This is a genomic window from Brevibacillus sp. TJ4 (assembly GCF_044627595.2).
Taxonomy (GTDB): Bacteria; Bacillota; Bacilli; order Brevibacillales; family Brevibacillaceae; genus Brevibacillus.
The window spans coordinates 3,664,164-3,679,139 of record NZ_CP185865.1 but is presented as its reverse complement, the minus strand read 5'-3'; the positions used below and the strand labels follow the sequence as shown (position 1 = coordinate 3,679,139).

The following is a 14,976-nucleotide window of genomic DNA, read 5'->3' as shown; positions in this document are numbered from 1 at the left end:
CGATTTGCGTCGTTTCACTCGCTAACCATCGGCTCCACCAAAGTAAGGGTGTTGGTGAGCGAGTCCAGGTTCACCTCTGCTCCGATAGGAATGGCGGCTTTATACGCCCCATGCGCCGTTGTCACATTGGTGATCAACGGCTTTCCTAACGGGACGATCACATCGTTGATCAACTCTTCGTAGGAAGTGTTGTAGGAGATCGGGCAACGGGTGCACTCGCCCATGATGATGCCGATGCAGTCGTCAAATTTGCCAGCCAGCTTCAGATGATTCAGCATCCGGTATACCCGGTTGGTGGGCTCGTGTGTTTCCTCGATCAACAGGATTTTACCCTCGGTATCGATCTCGTACGGCGTACCCAAAGTATCCACAAAAGAGGTCAAGTTGCCGCCGACGACAGGACCGGTGACGTTGCCGGGCACTATGCTGACCATCGGGATTTCCGGCGGGTTTTGGATCAGACGCGGAGCTGACAGCGTAGAGGCAGTCAGAAAGAACTGGTCGAAGCTGTAGGCAGGCGTGGCCGGATTGAAATCGATCAGCAAGAGGCTCTGCAAAGTAATCAGATCCGCTCTTTGGTAGAGCACGTTTAACAGCACGGTAATATCGCTGTAACCGGTGACGATTTTCGGATTGTTGCGGATCACATCGTAATCGAGATGAGGAAGGATGCCTGCGACTCCCGTTCCGCCGCGCGTAGGCAGGATCAGGCGGACTTGCGGATTCAAGAACATGTCCATCAAGTCAGCCGCGCGCTCCTCGTCCGACCCGGCGACAATCCCGGTATTGGCATAAACCGATCTCCCCACAACCACTTGAAACCCCATGCTTCGCAACGTCTCGATCCTCGCATTGATCACGCTGGCATCCAGCGGACTTCCCAAAGTCACGATGCCGATTGTATCTCCAGCCCGTAAAAGGGGCGGCCTGATCGCCATACAATTCCCTCCTGACATATGGATAGGTGCACAATTCTATATGGTATGTTTATGAGGGTTGAGAATTTTAAGTGAATACGCGAGCCGGGCAAAACACACAAGGACGTATCCCGTGAAATCCGACACCTGTTGTTTGAGGACAGGCATGAGAGAATGAAAAAATGGTCATCGAAGAGATGGCCATTTTTGCTGTGAAGGTATGCGTAGCTATTGGGGAAAGCGGATGCTCGTTTGCCTATCTAATCCCGCGACATCCAAAGATAAAATTTTCGCACAATTGTCTTGCAGAGAGACTTTCCCTCTGCTATGATATCTGATATATCAGATATCTGTAATAACTCGGAAAGAGGTCAAATCGTGAACAACGAAAATCGACATTTTCTCATGATCGAAGCAGAGAAAGTAAAATCGATCCGCGACATCGCTGTGGAGTCGTTGCGGGAAGCGATTATCAGCGGGAAACTGAAGCCCGGTGACCACTTGAAGGAGCGGGAGCTGTCCCAGGCGATGGGCGTGAGCACGACCCCGATCAAGGAGGCGCTGCGCATCCTCGGACACGAAGGGCTGGTGGAAACCATCCCCCGCAAAGGCACCTTCGTCTCGGAGCTGGTCAACACGACGATCGAGGAAACGCTGATGCTGCGGGCAAGCCTGGAAGGACTCTGCGCCCGGCTGGCGGCAATCAAGATTACGCCCGAGGAATTGAAAGCGCTTGAACAAAAGGTAACCCTGATGGAAAGCCTGAAAGAAACCGCGCCGGACCAGCTTGTACACGAAAATACAGCCTTTCACACGATGATCCGGCAAATTGCCAAAAACCCGATGATTTATAACATATTGCTCAACATTTCCGCTTTCGATACGGCATTTCGCAAACGGGCGCTGCAATACAGAGTGGAAGTGCAAGAGGGTTATGTCGAGCATCGGGAAATTTTTGAGGCCATCAGGCAGGGTGATCCCGATTTGGCAGAGATGCGCATGAAAAAACACATTATGCGTACGACCGAAAATGTGCTGCGCATGAATGTGCAGGCGAGGGGGGACAAAGATGGAGAAGCATAAGGTGCTGATCCCGCAGGCGATTGCCAGGGAAGGCGTGCAGGTACTGGAGAATCACGGATTGGAGCCTGTCATCCTCGCGCAGCACGACCGCCAGACGATTCTGGACAGCGTGGCTGCATGCAGCGCGATCTTGGTGCGTACCGCGACGATTGACAGGGAGGTTATCGAAAAGGCCCCTTCCTTGCGGGTTATCGCCCGGCATGGCGTGGGCATCGACAATATCGATGTGCAGGCAGCAAGCGAACGAGGGATTTACGTGTGCAACACGCCGCATGCAAACAGCAACTCGGTCGCCGAGCATACGATCGGGCTGATGCTTGCTTTGGCCCATCAGATTGTCCGAGCAGACAAGGCGCTGCGGCAAGGACATTTTCATGTGAGAAACGAGTACATCGGGTGCGAACTGGCAGGCAAGCAATTGGGCCTGATCGGTTTTGGCAACAGCGGACGCAGGGTCGCGGAGAAGGCGGCGCTCGGTCTGGGGATGAATGTAGCCGTCTTCGATCCATACCTGAAGGACACGGCTGGCCTGTCCCATATCCGCCGCGAGGAGTCGCTGGAGACGCTTTTGGCAGAGTCCGATTTTCTCTCCCTGCACCTGCCTTATACCGATACATTGCACCATTTTATCGATGCGGCGGCGATTGAGAAGATGAAACCGGGTGCGATCCTGATCAACGCGGCTCGAGGCGGACTGATCGACGAGGAAGCGTTGTATGCCGCGCTGCGCAGCGGACATCTTGCGGCAGCGGGACTGGATTGTTTTGAGCAGGAACCGCCTGCGGCAGACCATCCGCTTTGGAGCCTGGACAATGTCGTCGTAACTCCGCATATGGCGGCGCACTCCCGGGAAGGTCTGGTCGCGATGGCGGCAGGCGCAGCGCAGGAAATCGTGCGCGTGCTCGCAGGCGAACCGCCTCATTCCTGGGCCAACCGTCCGCGAAAGGAGTGATGCCAGTTGACGCCCTGACCATGAACGGTTCAATTGGCAAAATACAAGAAAAAGAGAGCAGGAGTGGTGACGAATGAGTATACGCGATCTGGGAAAGAAGCTGGAGACGATCTCCGCGATCAATATTACGCCCTTCTATCCCGACAACAAAAAAATTGATTGGGCTGCCTTCGAGGACAATATCAACTATTTGGTGGAGCACGGTCTGGAAGTGATCGTCCCCTGCGGAAACACAGGCGAATTCTACGCCTTGACGCTCGATGAGGCAAAGGAAGAGATCAGCAGGACCGTCGAGATCGTCAAAGGCAGAGCGCTGGTCGTCGCCGGCATCGGGTATTCGCTGGATACCGCGATCGAGTTGGGAAAACACGCCGAGCAGGCAGGCGCAGACGCGGTGATGATCCATCAGCCGATTCACCCGTACGTGACCAACGAAGGAGCCACCTCCTATTTCCGCAAGATCATCGAAGCGCTGGACATCCCCTCGATCATTTACTTCAAGGACCCTGCGCTCAGTGACGATGTGCTGAAGGAACTGGCACCGATGGAGAAATTCGTCGCGGTAAAATACGCGATCAACAACCTGCCCCGATTCGCCAAGCTGGTGCAGGAGACTTCCGGGATTGCCGATCTGACATGGATTTGCGGCACGGCGGAAAAATGGGCGCCCTTCTTCTTTCAGGCAGGAGCCAAAGGCTTTACGTCCGGTCTGGTAAACCTCTATCCGGAGAAATCCTTCGAAATGCTTCAGGCACTAAAGTCCAATGACCAGGAGACGGTCTGGAAGGTGTGGAAAGAGGTGCTTCCGTTCGAAGACTTGCGTGCCAAATACAACAACGGCAACAACGTGGTAGTCATCAAGGAAGCGATGAACATGCTCGGGCTTGCCGCGGGTGTTACGAGGGAACCGGTAGACATGCTCAACGAGGCGGACAGGCGCGAGGTCGAGAACATTCTCGAAAGCTGGGGGATGCGCAACCGCGTTTCAGCCGACTAATTTTTTGCAATGCTCTGATATATTAGATATCAAATTTTCAGGAGGGCAATTATGAAAATATCCGACTTGAAGCTGACCGTCGTAGGGATTCCCCGCCATACCGGTTTTGTCAACAAGCATGTGATCGTGGAAGTGATGACAGACGAAGGGGTTTGCGGTATCGGAGAAATGTCCGATTTCTCCCATCTCCCGAGGTACGCACCCGACATCCGGGACCTGGAGGCGGTGTTGAAGTCGTTTCTCGTAGGCAAAAACCCGTTTGACCTGACGCTGATCAACAAGGAGCTCAACGACAATTTCCCGGCTGCGATGTACTACTACGAAAAAGGCAGCTTCATCAAGAACGGCATCGATGCTGCTCTGCACGATGTGTGCGCGAAGTATTTGAACGTCTCGGTCGCCGAGCTGTTGGGAGGCAGATACCACGAAAAACTGAAAGTCTGCTACCCGATTTTCCGGCTTCGCTTTATGGAGGAAGTGGAAGAAAACCTTGAGGTGGTTCGCAAGCGCTTTCAGCAAGGCTTTGACGTTTTCCGCTTCTACGTGGGGAAAAACATCGAGGCAGATGAAGCCTTCCTCGACGGAGTAAAAAGGGAGTTTGGCTCCAAGGTGAAGATCAAATCCCTCGACTTCAGCCATCTGCTCGATTGGAAAACGGCAGCGACGTATGTAAAACGGCTGTCTGCCTACGATTTCGAGATGGTCGAAAGTCCTGCAGCGCTAAATGATTTTGAAGGTTTGCGCAACTTCCGGATGAAGGTCGACCAGCCGGTGAGCGAGCACGTGTGGAGCTTCCGCCAGCAATACGAAATGATCAAGCATGACTCGATCGATATTTTCAATATTTCTCCGATCTTTATCGGCGGACTCAGCTCTGCGCAAAAGGCGGCAGCCGCAGCCGAAGTAGCGGGAAAAGGCTGCCTGCTCGGAACGACACAGGAGCTGTCTATCGGGACGGCGGCGATGGCCCATCTCGGAAGCTCGCTGGTCAACCTCAACTACACCTCCGATCCGACCGGACCTGAGCTGTACGTAGGCGATGTCGTAAAGAACCCGGTCAAATATGAAAGCGGTTACCTGTTGGTGCCGGACCGTTCGCTTCCCGGCTTTGGCATGGAGCTGGATGCGGAGAAAATCAACACCTATCGGGTCGAGGATTTGAGCTGGGGAGGGGGAGTCTCCGTCCATCAGTTGCAGGACCGCACGTCACAGACCAAATAAAAAAATGGGGGGATTGTCTATGAAAAAGCGTGTTGCCTTGGCTTTTAGTCTGTTTCTGTCCTTGTGTGTACTGGTTGGCTGCGGCTCGACGACGAACCAGGGAGCGGCTGCCGGAGGTGCTGATTATCCGACAAAGCCAATCGAAATTCTCGTTCCCGCCAACCCCGGAGGACAGACCGATGCGTCGGCTCGCGTAATGGCCGAATACATGAAAAAATACCTGGGCGGCGATCTTGTCATCGTCAACCAGGCTGGCGGCGGAGGAGCGATTGCCTTTGACAACGTAATGACGGCAAAGCCGGACGGCTACAAGCTGCTGTACTACCACCAGGCGCTGCACACAGGCAAAGCGACAAAAAAGATGGAGGATGACATCACGGCCTTGCGCGCGATCGGCACGTTCAGCGGAGTCAACCAGGTGTTTGTCGCGAACGCTTCGGCGCCGTGGAGCGACCTGAACGGATTCGTCGAACAGGCCAAACAAAATCCGGGCCAGTTGAAATTCGGCGGACAACTGGGCGGAACGACCCATTTTATGGGAGCGATGCTGGCGCAAGAAGCGGGAATAGACCTGCAAATTCTCGATATCGGTACAGAGTCTGACCGGATGGCAGCGCTGCTGGGAGGTCAGATCGACATGGCAGTGACAGGCGTATCCAACGCCATGCAATACGTAGAGTCCGGCGATTTCAAGATAATTGCGGTATTGGCTGACGAGCGCGATCCGGTAGCTCCCGATTTCCCGACAGCCAAAGAACAGGGTTACGAGGTCGTCTTCCCGATCGTGCATACGCTGTACGGCCCGAAAGACTTGCCGGACGAAATCGTCGATGCCTGGAACAAGGCTACCGAGGAGCTTGCCAAAGATCCGGATTACGTAGAGGGCCTGGCCAAGACAGGGCAGGTGCACATTTTGAAAAACGGAGCCGAAGCTGCTCAATCTGCACAGGCAGAGCTGGAGCGGATCATGCAGATCGGTGAGAAATTAGGCTTCTAGTGGAGGAGGGTGCCCATGACAAGATCGGATCGCTGGATAGGTGCATGCTTGATCGGGCTGGCTGCGATGATCATGTACCTGGCCGCAACTATGGATTACCATCAATTTTCAAACGACCCAGGCCCAGCGCTTCTCCCCAAAATCGTATCGGTTGGCCTGTTCCTGTGCGGTCTCGGGCTCTTGCTGTGGCCAAAACGAAAGACGGCAGCGCAGGAGGCAAGGCAAAAAGAAGCTACGATGCGCATGCTGGTGATCGCACTGTCGTTTATCGTCTACACCATCTTGATGAATGTACTCGGGTTTGTGATCAGCACATTCCTGTTTATCACCTTCGCCATCTGGTTTCTGGCAAAGGAGCGGAGCAAAAAAACTCTGCTGTGGGGAGTGGCGACATCCGTGGTAGTCACCGGTTGTCTCTACCTGACGTTTGTGAAACTGCTTAGTACAGTCTTGCCCAGTGGTCTATTGTAACGAAAGGAGAAGCCCGTATGGATTACATGTTTTCCGCGATGCTTGACGTCTTTTCTCCTGTCTCGCTGCTGTTCATGCTTGGCGGCGTCATCATCGGCACGATCTTTGGCGCCATCCCGGGGTTGACCTCCACCATGGGCGTAGCGTTGTTCGTCCCGATTACATTCGGTTTGGACCCTGTGTCCGGGATTCTCCTGTTGATCGGGGTGTATTACGGCGGCGTGTCTGGCGGTCTCGTTTCTGCCACACTGCTGGGCATTCCGGGGACACCATCCTCGATCGCCACTACCTTTGACGCGTTTCCGATGGCAAAGCAGGGAGAGCCGGTTCGCGCGCTGGGGATCGGGATTACCGCTTCCTTTATCGGCGGAATCTTCAGTTTTCTCGCTCTGATCACGATTTCGCCGATCGTCTCGCGGTATGCGGTGATGATGGGACCGTTCGAGTACGCAGCGTTGACTGTCTTTGCTCTGACGTTGATCGTCGTCTTGTCCAAAGGCAATCTGATCAAAGGGATCGCTTCCGGCCTCGTCGGCATCGCGATTGCCATGATCGGCTTTTCTCCGATCGACGGGACCGCCCGCTTTACGTTTGACGTCACCGCCCTGAAAGCGGGAATCAGCTTGTTGCCTTTAATCATGGGACTTTTCGCCCTTTCGCAAATTCACCATGAAATTCGATCAGGCCAAAAGCAGTCTGAAATGAATCTCAAGGTGTCGGGGCTCGGCATTTCCCTGGGAGAATTGCTGGGCAACACGTGGAATCTGGTCCGCTCGTCGCTGATCGGCATCGGGTTTGGGATCTTGCCCGGACTGGGCAGCGGCTCCTCCAACCTCGTCGCCTACGCGCAAGCCAAACAGGCATCGAAAGACCCGGAAAGCTTCGGAAAGGGCAATCCAGCGGGCATCTACGCCTCCGAATCCTCCAACAACGCGGCGGTAGGCGGAGCGCTGATCCCAATGCTGACGCTTGGGATTCCCGGGGACACGGTGACGGCGATCATGCTGGGCGGCTTTATGATTCACGGAATCCAGCCAGGGCCGCTGCTGTTTACGTCCAACCCGGATATTGTTTACACTGTATTTATCGGGTTCCTGGTGGCGATCATCATGGTCTTTCTCTTGCAGATGTTCGGGATGCGGCTCTTTCCGAAAATACTGAATGTTCCTGCGAATTATTTGTATCCAATCCTGTTGGTGCTCACAGTGGTCGGGGCCTACACGACGAACAGCACGATGTTTGACGTCTGGGTGATGCTTGTTTTCGGCGCGGTCGGCTATTTCATGATGCAGAACAACTATCCGATCGCCCCGCTCATCCTTGGGTTCGTACTCGCCCCGATTCTGGAAACGTATACGCGCAGGGCGCTGATGTACTCGGGCAATGTGCTGGACTTTTTCACCCGACCGGTATCGGCCATTTTTCTCTCGCTTGCGCTGATTATGCTGATCATCACGATCATCAAGGAATATAAAGAGATTGCCAAAAAAGAAGATACAGTTCCGCTGTAGGCTTCATGGGAAAGGATGGATGAGAAATGACGACAGACAAACAGGTTGCGACGTATCGCAACTATATAAATGGAGAGTGGGTCGCAAGCAGCTCAAACGGGGTAGAGGCGAGCATCAACCCGGCCAACCACAGGGAGATCGTCGGCTATGTGCAAAAGTCGAACCGGGAAGACCTGGCGCAAGCTGTAGCGGCGGCCAAGCAGGCACAGAAAAAATGGAAGAGCCTGTCCGGTACCGCCAGAGGAGACCTCCTGTTTAAAGCAGCCGATATCCTGGAGAAGCGGCTGGATGAGATTGCAGAGACGCTGACCAGGGAGATGGGCAAGACGCTTCCCGAAGCAAAGGGAGAAACGGCACGCGGCGTGGCGATTTTGCGCTACTACGCCGGAGAGGGCATGCGCAAGATCGGTGACGTGATCCCCTCGAGCGACCAGGAGGCGCTGATGTTTACCACCCGCGTACCGCTCGGTGTGGTCGGCGTCATCACACCGTGGAATTTTCCGGTGGCGATCCCGGTCTGGAAGATCGCTCCGGCGCTGATCTACGGCAACACAGTCGTATTCAAGCCAGCCCAGGAAGCGGCTGTGACTGCCGCGAAAGTGATCGAATGCTTCCATGAGGCGGGGCTGCCCGGCGGTGTGTTGAACATGGTGACAGGGGATGGCGAGGAGATCGGCATGGGCATCGTCGAACATCCGGACGTCGCGGGTATTACCTTCACCGGCTCTGACCGCGTCGGCAAGCTGGTCGGACAAGCGGCACTGGCGCGCGGTGCCAAATACCAACTGGAGATGGGCGGGAAAAACCCGGTGATTGTCGCCGAGGATGCCGACCTCGATCAGGCGGTAGAGGCGACCATCAGTGGAGGACTGCGCTCGACCGGGCAAAAATGCACGGCAACGAGCCGGGTGATCGTCGCAAGCAAGGTGTACGATGCGTTCAAAGAGAAGCTGGTAGCCAAAGTACGCCAGTTGAAGGTGGGAGACGGCCTGCAGCCCGATACATGGATGGGCCCGTGCGTCAGCGAAAAGCAACTTGGCACGGTACTCTCCTATATCGACAAGGGAAAAGCGGAAGGAGCTGCGCTCTTGTGCGGCGGCAAGCGTCTGGATGCGCCGGGACTGGCAGATGGCTACTTCGTGGAACCGACGCTGTTTGAAGAGGTAAAACCGGACATGGTCATCGCGCAGGAAGAGATTTTCGGACCCGTCTTGGCACTGATCAAGGTGGATACGTTGCAGGAGGCGATCGAGATCGCCAATGACGTTCGTTACGGCTTGAGCGCCTCGATCTTTACCAAGGACATCGGCTCGATCCTGGCGTTCATCCAGGAGATCGAGGCAGGGCTGGTGCGGATCAATGCCGAATCTGCGGGCGTTGAGCTGCAGGCTCCGTTCGGAGGCATGAAGCAGTCCAGCTCACATTCGCGCGAGCAAGGGCAGGCCGCGATCGAATTTTTCACCGCAGTCAAAACCGTCTTCGTCAAGCCGTAACCGAAACAGCTTTTGCTTGAACAAAGGTGCGGGAGATGGTGCGGGCGTGTGGATCGCTTGATGCCGATCTGCACACTCCTGCGCGTACCGCGCCCCCCAAAAAAACAGCGGCAATCTAGTACCTGAAAAGTCTAGTCAGCCGCTGTTTTTTTGTTGGCCGTCTGCACCGTGATAATAGTAGATGGGCAGGCAGGCATCAGGCAAAGCACCCCCTACTGACGGCATTCGCGTGAGTGTGGTGCGATTACCAACATCTTACGAAAAATGTGACATTTTCTAAAAATACTTGCTATTGTATGCGCTCTCATATAAACTGGAATTGATATGTAAAAAACAAAATAACGATATCGTTCAAAGAGGATTGATTTATTGTCAAATAATCGTCCTCTTTTTTTACAAGATCACAAAAGCTTGTATTGATGGGGGTATGTTATGGAGCACATCATTTTTGAGGTTGGCACCGCGCTGGTATTGATCGCGATCGCGTCTATCATTGCCAGCAAGTTGAAATTTTCCATTATCCCATTTCTTATCCTGCTGGGCATGATGGTTGGTCCGCATGCACCGACAATCGGAATTCTTGATTTTTCTTTCGTGGAGAGCAAGCAGGTCATAGATTACATGGGACGTGTAGGGGTTCTCTTTCTGCTTTTTTACCTCGGGTTGGAGTTTTCTGTTCCTAAGCTGATCAAATCAGGCCAAAACATCGTGTTTGGCGGAACTGTGTACGTCGTACTGAATTTCCTCTTGGGGATGGCATACGGTTTTTTCGCAGGTCTGCCTGTCTATGAAACATTGATTATTGCCGGGATGCTTTCTGTTTCCTCGACGGCAATTGTCGCCAAGGTTCTCGTTGATTTAAAACGGACGGGAAATACGGAGACGGAATTGATCCTTGGGATGATCCTGTTTGACGATATTTTCTTGGCTCTCTTTTTGTCGGTAATGTCCGGCTTGTTGCTGGGCGGAGCCACTTCGGTCGCCGGGATGGTTTTTTCGGTGGCGATCTCCATCGGTTATATGTTATTATTCTTCATTATTGCCCGAAAAGGAACAAAGCTGTTAAACAAATTCCTGGATATTAATTCGAACGAAATTTTTATTATTGTCGTATTCTCCATGCTGTTTTTTATTGCCGGATTTTCGGAAACCTTGCATGTAGCAGAAGCAATTGGCGCTTTATTATTGGGGCTGGCTCTGTCCGAGACGGAACATAGCAAAAGGATAGAAAAACTGGTTATTCCGTTTCGAGACTTTTTTGGGGCTGTCTTCTTTTTCAGTTTTGGTCTGAGCATCGATCCGTTTACTCTGGCAGATGCGTTCTGGCTTTCTCTTGGAGCCGCTATTTTGACGATCTTCGGCAATGTGATTTCGGGGATGATTGCCGGTCGCAACGCCGGATTGTCGCACAAGGCTTCATTAAATATTGGTCTGACTGTCATGGCGCGAGGTGAATTTACGATTATCGTAGCCAATTTAGGGATTGCCGCTGGACTCATGCCGATTCTGAAGCCTTTTTCCGCACTGTACGTATTGCTTCTGGCAATCATCGGGCCATTGGCGGCAAAAGAGTCGAAACATATCTACAAAATGTTAGACAAAATGCTGAAGTGGAGTAAAAAACAGGAGAAAAAAGAGAAGGCAAAACCCGAACAGGAGGAAATAAAACATGAATATTATTCGTGAATCCGATTTGCCGGGGATCGGAAAGAAGTATCTGGTTGAGTCGAAGTCAGGTGACAAAATGGTGATTGTCGTCCATGACGATGGCAGACGGGAGATTTATCATCTCGATCAGGATGACGCAGACGAAAGTGTATCGATGATCACACTGGAAGATGAGGAAGCCAGACAGGTGGCAGCGATCGTCGGAGGGATGCTCTACAAACCGAAGGCGCTGGAGACAGTCGAAGTCGCCCTGGATGAGCTGATTATCGAATGGTACAAAGTGGAACCGCATTTCAAATGTATAAACAAGACAATTGCCGAATTGGAGGTCCGTCAGCGCACGGGAGCGACCATTTTGGCGATTGTGGAAAAGAACAACCAAAAAATCAATCCAGGTCCGGGCGACAAGCTGTTGCCGGAGATGACCCTGGTTATTGCCGGGGAAAGAAAGCAGGTCAAGCTGTTAAAGGAACTATTGGTCAACGGCTGAAAAAAGGGTGCATCTGTTCGCGGAAAGCGGCAGATGCACCTTTTTATATGACATTTGTCATCCCCTTCTGTGACGTTTATGACTGTATGGCACAGCGCTCACAAACTTACAATAGAGATTAGAAAAACATGAGTGCTGGGAAGTTGTGTTCCGCAGCTTTCCGTCAAGGAGGGAATGTCCATTGCATCAATCCAACATCGCCCAATTGAAAAAAAGGGTCGCTCCTTTTGAACAGACCAATATAAAGGCAAGCATTTGGCAGTTGTGCAACACCCTGATTCCACTTTTTGTGCTGTGGTACGTGGCGTATCTCAGCCTCTCCGTCTCCTATTGGATCACCCTTCCCATTCTGGTAGTCGCCGCAGGCTTTACCATCCGAACCTTTATCATTTTTCACGATTGTTGTCACCAATCGTTTTTCCCTAGCCGCATAGCCAATGACATCGTCGGGACGATTACCGGCGTACTGACCCTCGTTCCGTATGAGCAGTGGAAAAATGCCCACTCCATCCACCACGCTACCAGCAGCAATCTCGACAAGCGCGGTGTCGGCGATATCTGGATTATGACAGTGGCCGAATACGAAGCAGCTTCTCGCTGGCTGCGCCTGGCATACCGCATCTATCGCCATCCGCTCGTGATGTTCGGGCTTGGTCCGATCTACGTCTTTGTCTTTCAGTACCGTTTCAACCGCAAAGGAGCCAAGCGCAAGGAGAAGCTCGGCAACTACCTGACCAACGTCCTGATCGTGCTGTTGTACGCGGTGATGATCTGGGCTGTCGGCTGGGAAGCGTTTCTTTTGATCCAGGGTCCGATCTTTTACCTCTCCGCCGTGATGGGCATTTGGCTCTTTTACGTGCAGCACCAGTTCGAAGACACGTACTTTGAAAAGGAAGAGGAGTGGAGCTACGTCAAAGCCGCCGTGGAAGGCAGCTCCTACTACAAGCTGCCCAAGCTGTTCCAGTGGATCACAGGCAATATCGGCTTTCACCATGTGCACCATCTCAGTCCGAAAATCCCGAACTACTACCTGGAAGAGGCGCATGAATCCACACCGCCGCTGCAAAAAGCGACGACGATCACACTGTCCACGAGCTTCAAGGCGCTGCGCTTCCGGCTTTGGGATGAGTACCGAAAAGAATTTGTCAGCTTTTCCGAACGCAGACGGCTGCATGCCCAGATCAAGCAGCGCAGTGAAGCCATTCACAGCCAAAAAGCCGGCTTGGAAGGAAAATAGACCTGCCATTCCTGTCTGATTTCCGATACACTTACCATAAAGCAGAAGCAGCCGAAAAAAAGGTGGAACGCATGCAAAAGTGGTATCAGATTTTTCACAAGAATGCCGGGCTTAGTCCGTACGTCTGGGTTGTGTTCTACATCCTGCCCTTTTATTTTATCTTCCGCTCCTCCTCGACGTGGGAGGTAGTGGTCGGTATCATTATGATTCTCGGTTTTTTCGCCTGTTACGTCTGTTCCTTCCTGTCCAAGGGCTGGCTCGTCTACTTCTGGACCAGCATGCAGATTGTGATTTCCATTACCATGACGCTGCTGTTCGGATACGTGTACTTTTCGCTGTTCCTCGCCTTTTTTATCGGCAACATACAAAACAAGGTCGGTTTTATTACGCTATACACGATCCATCTCGTCAGCATGATCGTGACGATCAACCTCGGGCTGATCCTGATCAAAATTCCCGATATCGCCTCGCAACTGCCCTTTATCCTCGTCAGCTTCATCGCGGCGATCCTGCTTCCGGTGACCACCTACAACCGGAACAAGCAGGGCAAGCTGGAGGGCGAGCTGGAGAGCGCCAACAAGCGCATCCAGGAGCTGGTGAAGCAGGAGGAGCGTCAGCGCATCGCTCGCGATTTGCACGACACGCTCGGGCAAAAGCTGTCCTTGATCGGGCTGAAAAGCGATCTGGCCGCCAAGCTGCTGGCGAAAAACCCGCAGCGGGCGCAAACAGAGCTCCAAGAAATCCGGCAGACAGCCAGGATCGCGCTAAAGGAAGTGCGCGAGATGGTGACCGAGATGAGGGGAACGCATCTGGTCGACGAGGTGTATCGCATCCGGCAGGTACTCCATGCGGCCGATATTGCGTTCACGCTGGAAGGCGACCCCGATTTGGGCAATACCTCGCTGATGACAGAAAATGTGTTGAGCATGTGCCTGAAAGAAGCGGTCACCAACGTCGTCAAGCACAGCAAGGCGACAGCTTGCACGATCCGCATCGAGCCTTCCCGTACCGACCTGATCGTGACCGTAGAGGACAATGGCATCGGCTTGCCGGCAGAGCCTGTCTTCGCACGGGGAAACGGGCTGCGCGGGATGCAAGAGCGGCTTGAGTTTGTGAACGGCAGCATGGAGATTTTCTCGGATCAGGGGACCACGCTCGTCTTGCGGGTGCCAAACGCATTGAAACGTCCGGAACAGGGGGTGGAAGGATGATTCGTATCGTGATTGCTGAGGACCAGCGGATGCTGTTGGGAGCGCTGGCTTCGCTGCTCGATCTGGAAGAAGACATGCAAGTGGTGGGAAAGGCGAGCAACGGCGAAGAAGCGTTGAAGCTCGTTTCCCTGCATAAGCCCGATATTTGCATCATGGATATTGAAATGCCGGTCAAAAGCGGACTCGATGCCGCCGAAGAACTGAAAGGCTCGGGCTGTCGCGTGATGATCCTGACTACCTTTGCCCGTCCGGGGTATTTTGAGCGGGCGCTGCGGGCCGGCGCGCACGGTTACTTGCTCAAAGACAGCCCCAGCGAGGAGCTGGCCAGCTCGATTCGCAGCATCATGGCAGGGCGGCGCATCTATTCGCCGGAGCTGATGGACGAGGCGTACGGCGAGTCCAATCCGCTGACGGAGCGGGAGAAAGAAGTGCTGCTGCTGATGGCGGACGGCAAAAATACGAAAGAGATCGCCAGTGCGCTGTATTTGACGACAGGCACGGTGCGCAACTACATTTCCGCGATTCTCGACAAGCTGGATGTGAGCAACCGCATCGAAGCGATCAAGCGGATCAAAGAAAAAGGCTGGTTCCAATAACGGCAAACGAAAAGACAATCCCCCTTCGACGAACATTATGGTTGAGGGGGGATTCCGTTTTTGGATATAATGTCAGATAATTCTTATAGTTTTGGACGCGGTTTTGTCGTGCCTATCAACCATGCGATGCAT

At 53.3% G+C, this 14,976-nt stretch carries 14 protein-coding genes; 13 read left to right on the top strand and 1 reads right to left on the bottom strand.

What is annotated here, in order from left to right; translation table 11 throughout:
- Window positions 1-14 precede the first annotated feature (14 nt).
- Window positions 15-938: a S66 peptidase family protein gene (locus ACAF76_RS18055; RefSeq protein WP_421617068.1), complete on the bottom strand. Its 924-nt coding sequence runs from the start codon at window positions 936-938 to the stop codon at window positions 15-17.
- A 357-nt stretch (window positions 939-1,295) separates the two neighbouring features.
- Here ACAF76_RS18055 and ACAF76_RS18050 point away from each other — a divergent pair, with 357 nt between their 5' ends.
- The 13 genes from ACAF76_RS18050 to ACAF76_RS17990 all read left to right on the top strand — a co-directional run bounded on the left by ACAF76_RS18050 (window position 1,296) and on the right by ACAF76_RS17990 (window position 14,844).
- On the top strand, window positions 1,296-2,000 hold the full coding sequence (locus ACAF76_RS18050; protein ID WP_421617067.1) for a GntR family transcriptional regulator: 705 nt from the start codon (window positions 1,296-1,298) through the stop codon (window positions 1,998-2,000).
- Entirely contained in the window at window positions 1,987-2,952 is a 966-nt protein-coding gene (locus tag ACAF76_RS18045) for a hydroxyacid dehydrogenase (protein WP_421617066.1), read from the top strand. Before ACAF76_RS18050 ends, ACAF76_RS18045 begins: the two co-directional genes overlap by 14 nt.
- Before the next feature lie 73 nt (window positions 2,953-3,025).
- Window positions 3,026-3,949, top strand: coding sequence for a dihydrodipicolinate synthase family protein (locus ACAF76_RS18040; RefSeq protein WP_421617065.1), 924 nt, complete (start codon window positions 3,026-3,028; stop codon window positions 3,947-3,949).
- Between the two features lie 51 nt (window positions 3,950-4,000).
- On the top strand, window positions 4,001-5,170 hold the full coding sequence (locus tag ACAF76_RS18035) for a mandelate racemase/muconate lactonizing enzyme family protein (RefSeq protein ID WP_421617064.1): 1,170 nt from the start codon (window positions 4,001-4,003) through the stop codon (window positions 5,168-5,170).
- 19 nt (window positions 5,171-5,189) lie between these two features.
- Window positions 5,190-6,167: a tripartite tricarboxylate transporter substrate binding protein gene (locus tag ACAF76_RS18030; RefSeq protein WP_421617063.1), complete on the top strand. Its 978-nt coding sequence runs from the start codon at window positions 5,190-5,192 to the stop codon at window positions 6,165-6,167.
- Window positions 6,168-6,182: 15 nt separating this feature from the next.
- A complete protein-coding gene (locus ACAF76_RS18025; RefSeq protein ID WP_421617062.1) occupies window positions 6,183-6,638 on the top strand; it encodes a tripartite tricarboxylate transporter TctB family protein in 456 nt (151 codons plus the stop codon).
- 17 nt (window positions 6,639-6,655) lie between these two features.
- Window positions 6,656-8,149, top strand: a complete 1,494-nt coding sequence (locus ACAF76_RS18020; RefSeq protein ID WP_421617061.1) for a tripartite tricarboxylate transporter permease — start codon at window positions 6,656-6,658, stop codon at window positions 8,147-8,149.
- A 26-nt stretch (window positions 8,150-8,175) separates the two neighbouring features.
- The gene (gene gucD / locus ACAF76_RS18015) at window positions 8,176-9,642 is read left to right on the top strand and encodes an alpha-ketoglutaric semialdehyde dehydrogenase GucD (RefSeq protein WP_421617060.1); all 1,467 of its coding nucleotides are present in this window, start codon (window positions 8,176-8,178) and stop codon (window positions 9,640-9,642) included.
- Between the two features lie 432 nt (window positions 9,643-10,074).
- Window positions 10,075-11,328: a cation:proton antiporter gene (locus ACAF76_RS18010; RefSeq protein WP_421617059.1), complete on the top strand. Its 1,254-nt coding sequence runs from the start codon at window positions 10,075-10,077 to the stop codon at window positions 11,326-11,328.
- A complete protein-coding gene (locus tag ACAF76_RS18005) occupies window positions 11,312-11,800 on the top strand; it encodes a cation:proton antiporter regulatory subunit (RefSeq protein ID WP_421617058.1) in 489 nt (162 codons plus the stop codon). Before ACAF76_RS18010 ends, ACAF76_RS18005 begins: the two co-directional genes overlap by 17 nt.
- A 181-nt stretch (window positions 11,801-11,981) precedes the next feature.
- The gene (locus ACAF76_RS18000) at window positions 11,982-13,037 is read left to right on the top strand and encodes a fatty acid desaturase (RefSeq protein WP_421617057.1); all 1,056 of its coding nucleotides are present in this window, start codon (window positions 11,982-11,984) and stop codon (window positions 13,035-13,037) included.
- Window positions 13,038-13,108: 71 nt separating this feature from the next.
- The gene (locus ACAF76_RS17995; protein ID WP_421617056.1) at window positions 13,109-14,248 is read left to right on the top strand and encodes a sensor histidine kinase; all 1,140 of its coding nucleotides are present in this window, start codon (window positions 13,109-13,111) and stop codon (window positions 14,246-14,248) included.
- Window positions 14,245-14,844: a response regulator gene (locus ACAF76_RS17990; protein WP_421617055.1), complete on the top strand. Its 600-nt coding sequence runs from the start codon at window positions 14,245-14,247 to the stop codon at window positions 14,842-14,844. The genes ACAF76_RS17995 and ACAF76_RS17990 overlap by 4 nt, the downstream gene beginning before the upstream one ends.
- Window positions 14,845-14,976: the final 132 nt, after the last annotated feature.

Coding starts and splice junctions, on each gene's coding strand:
- ACAF76_RS17995 (WP_421617056.1), top strand. CDS start 13,109: ATGCAAAAGTGGTATCAGATTTTTCACAAGAATGCCGGGCTTAGTCCG.
- ACAF76_RS18005 (WP_421617058.1), top strand. CDS start 11,312: ATGAATATTATTCGTGAATCCGATTTGCCGGGGATCGGAAAGAAGTAT.
- ACAF76_RS18010 (WP_421617059.1), top strand. CDS start 10,075: ATGGAGCACATCATTTTTGAGGTTGGCACCGCGCTGGTATTGATCGCG.
- ACAF76_RS18055 (WP_421617068.1), bottom strand. CDS start 938: ATGGCGATCAGGCCGCCCCTTTTACGGGCTGGAGATACAATCGGCATC.
- ACAF76_RS17990 (WP_421617055.1), top strand. CDS start 14,245: ATGATTCGTATCGTGATTGCTGAGGACCAGCGGATGCTGTTGGGAGCG.
- ACAF76_RS18030 (WP_421617063.1), top strand. CDS start 5,190: ATGAAAAAGCGTGTTGCCTTGGCTTTTAGTCTGTTTCTGTCCTTGTGT.
- ACAF76_RS18045 (WP_421617066.1), top strand. CDS start 1,987: ATGGAGAAGCATAAGGTGCTGATCCCGCAGGCGATTGCCAGGGAAGGC.
- gucD (WP_421617060.1), top strand. CDS start 8,176: ATGACGACAGACAAACAGGTTGCGACGTATCGCAACTATATAAATGGA.
- ACAF76_RS18040 (WP_421617065.1), top strand. CDS start 3,026: ATGAGTATACGCGATCTGGGAAAGAAGCTGGAGACGATCTCCGCGATC.
- ACAF76_RS18025 (WP_421617062.1), top strand. CDS start 6,183: ATGACAAGATCGGATCGCTGGATAGGTGCATGCTTGATCGGGCTGGCT.
- ACAF76_RS18035 (WP_421617064.1), top strand. CDS start 4,001: ATGAAAATATCCGACTTGAAGCTGACCGTCGTAGGGATTCCCCGCCAT.
- ACAF76_RS18020 (WP_421617061.1), top strand. CDS start 6,656: ATGGATTACATGTTTTCCGCGATGCTTGACGTCTTTTCTCCTGTCTCG.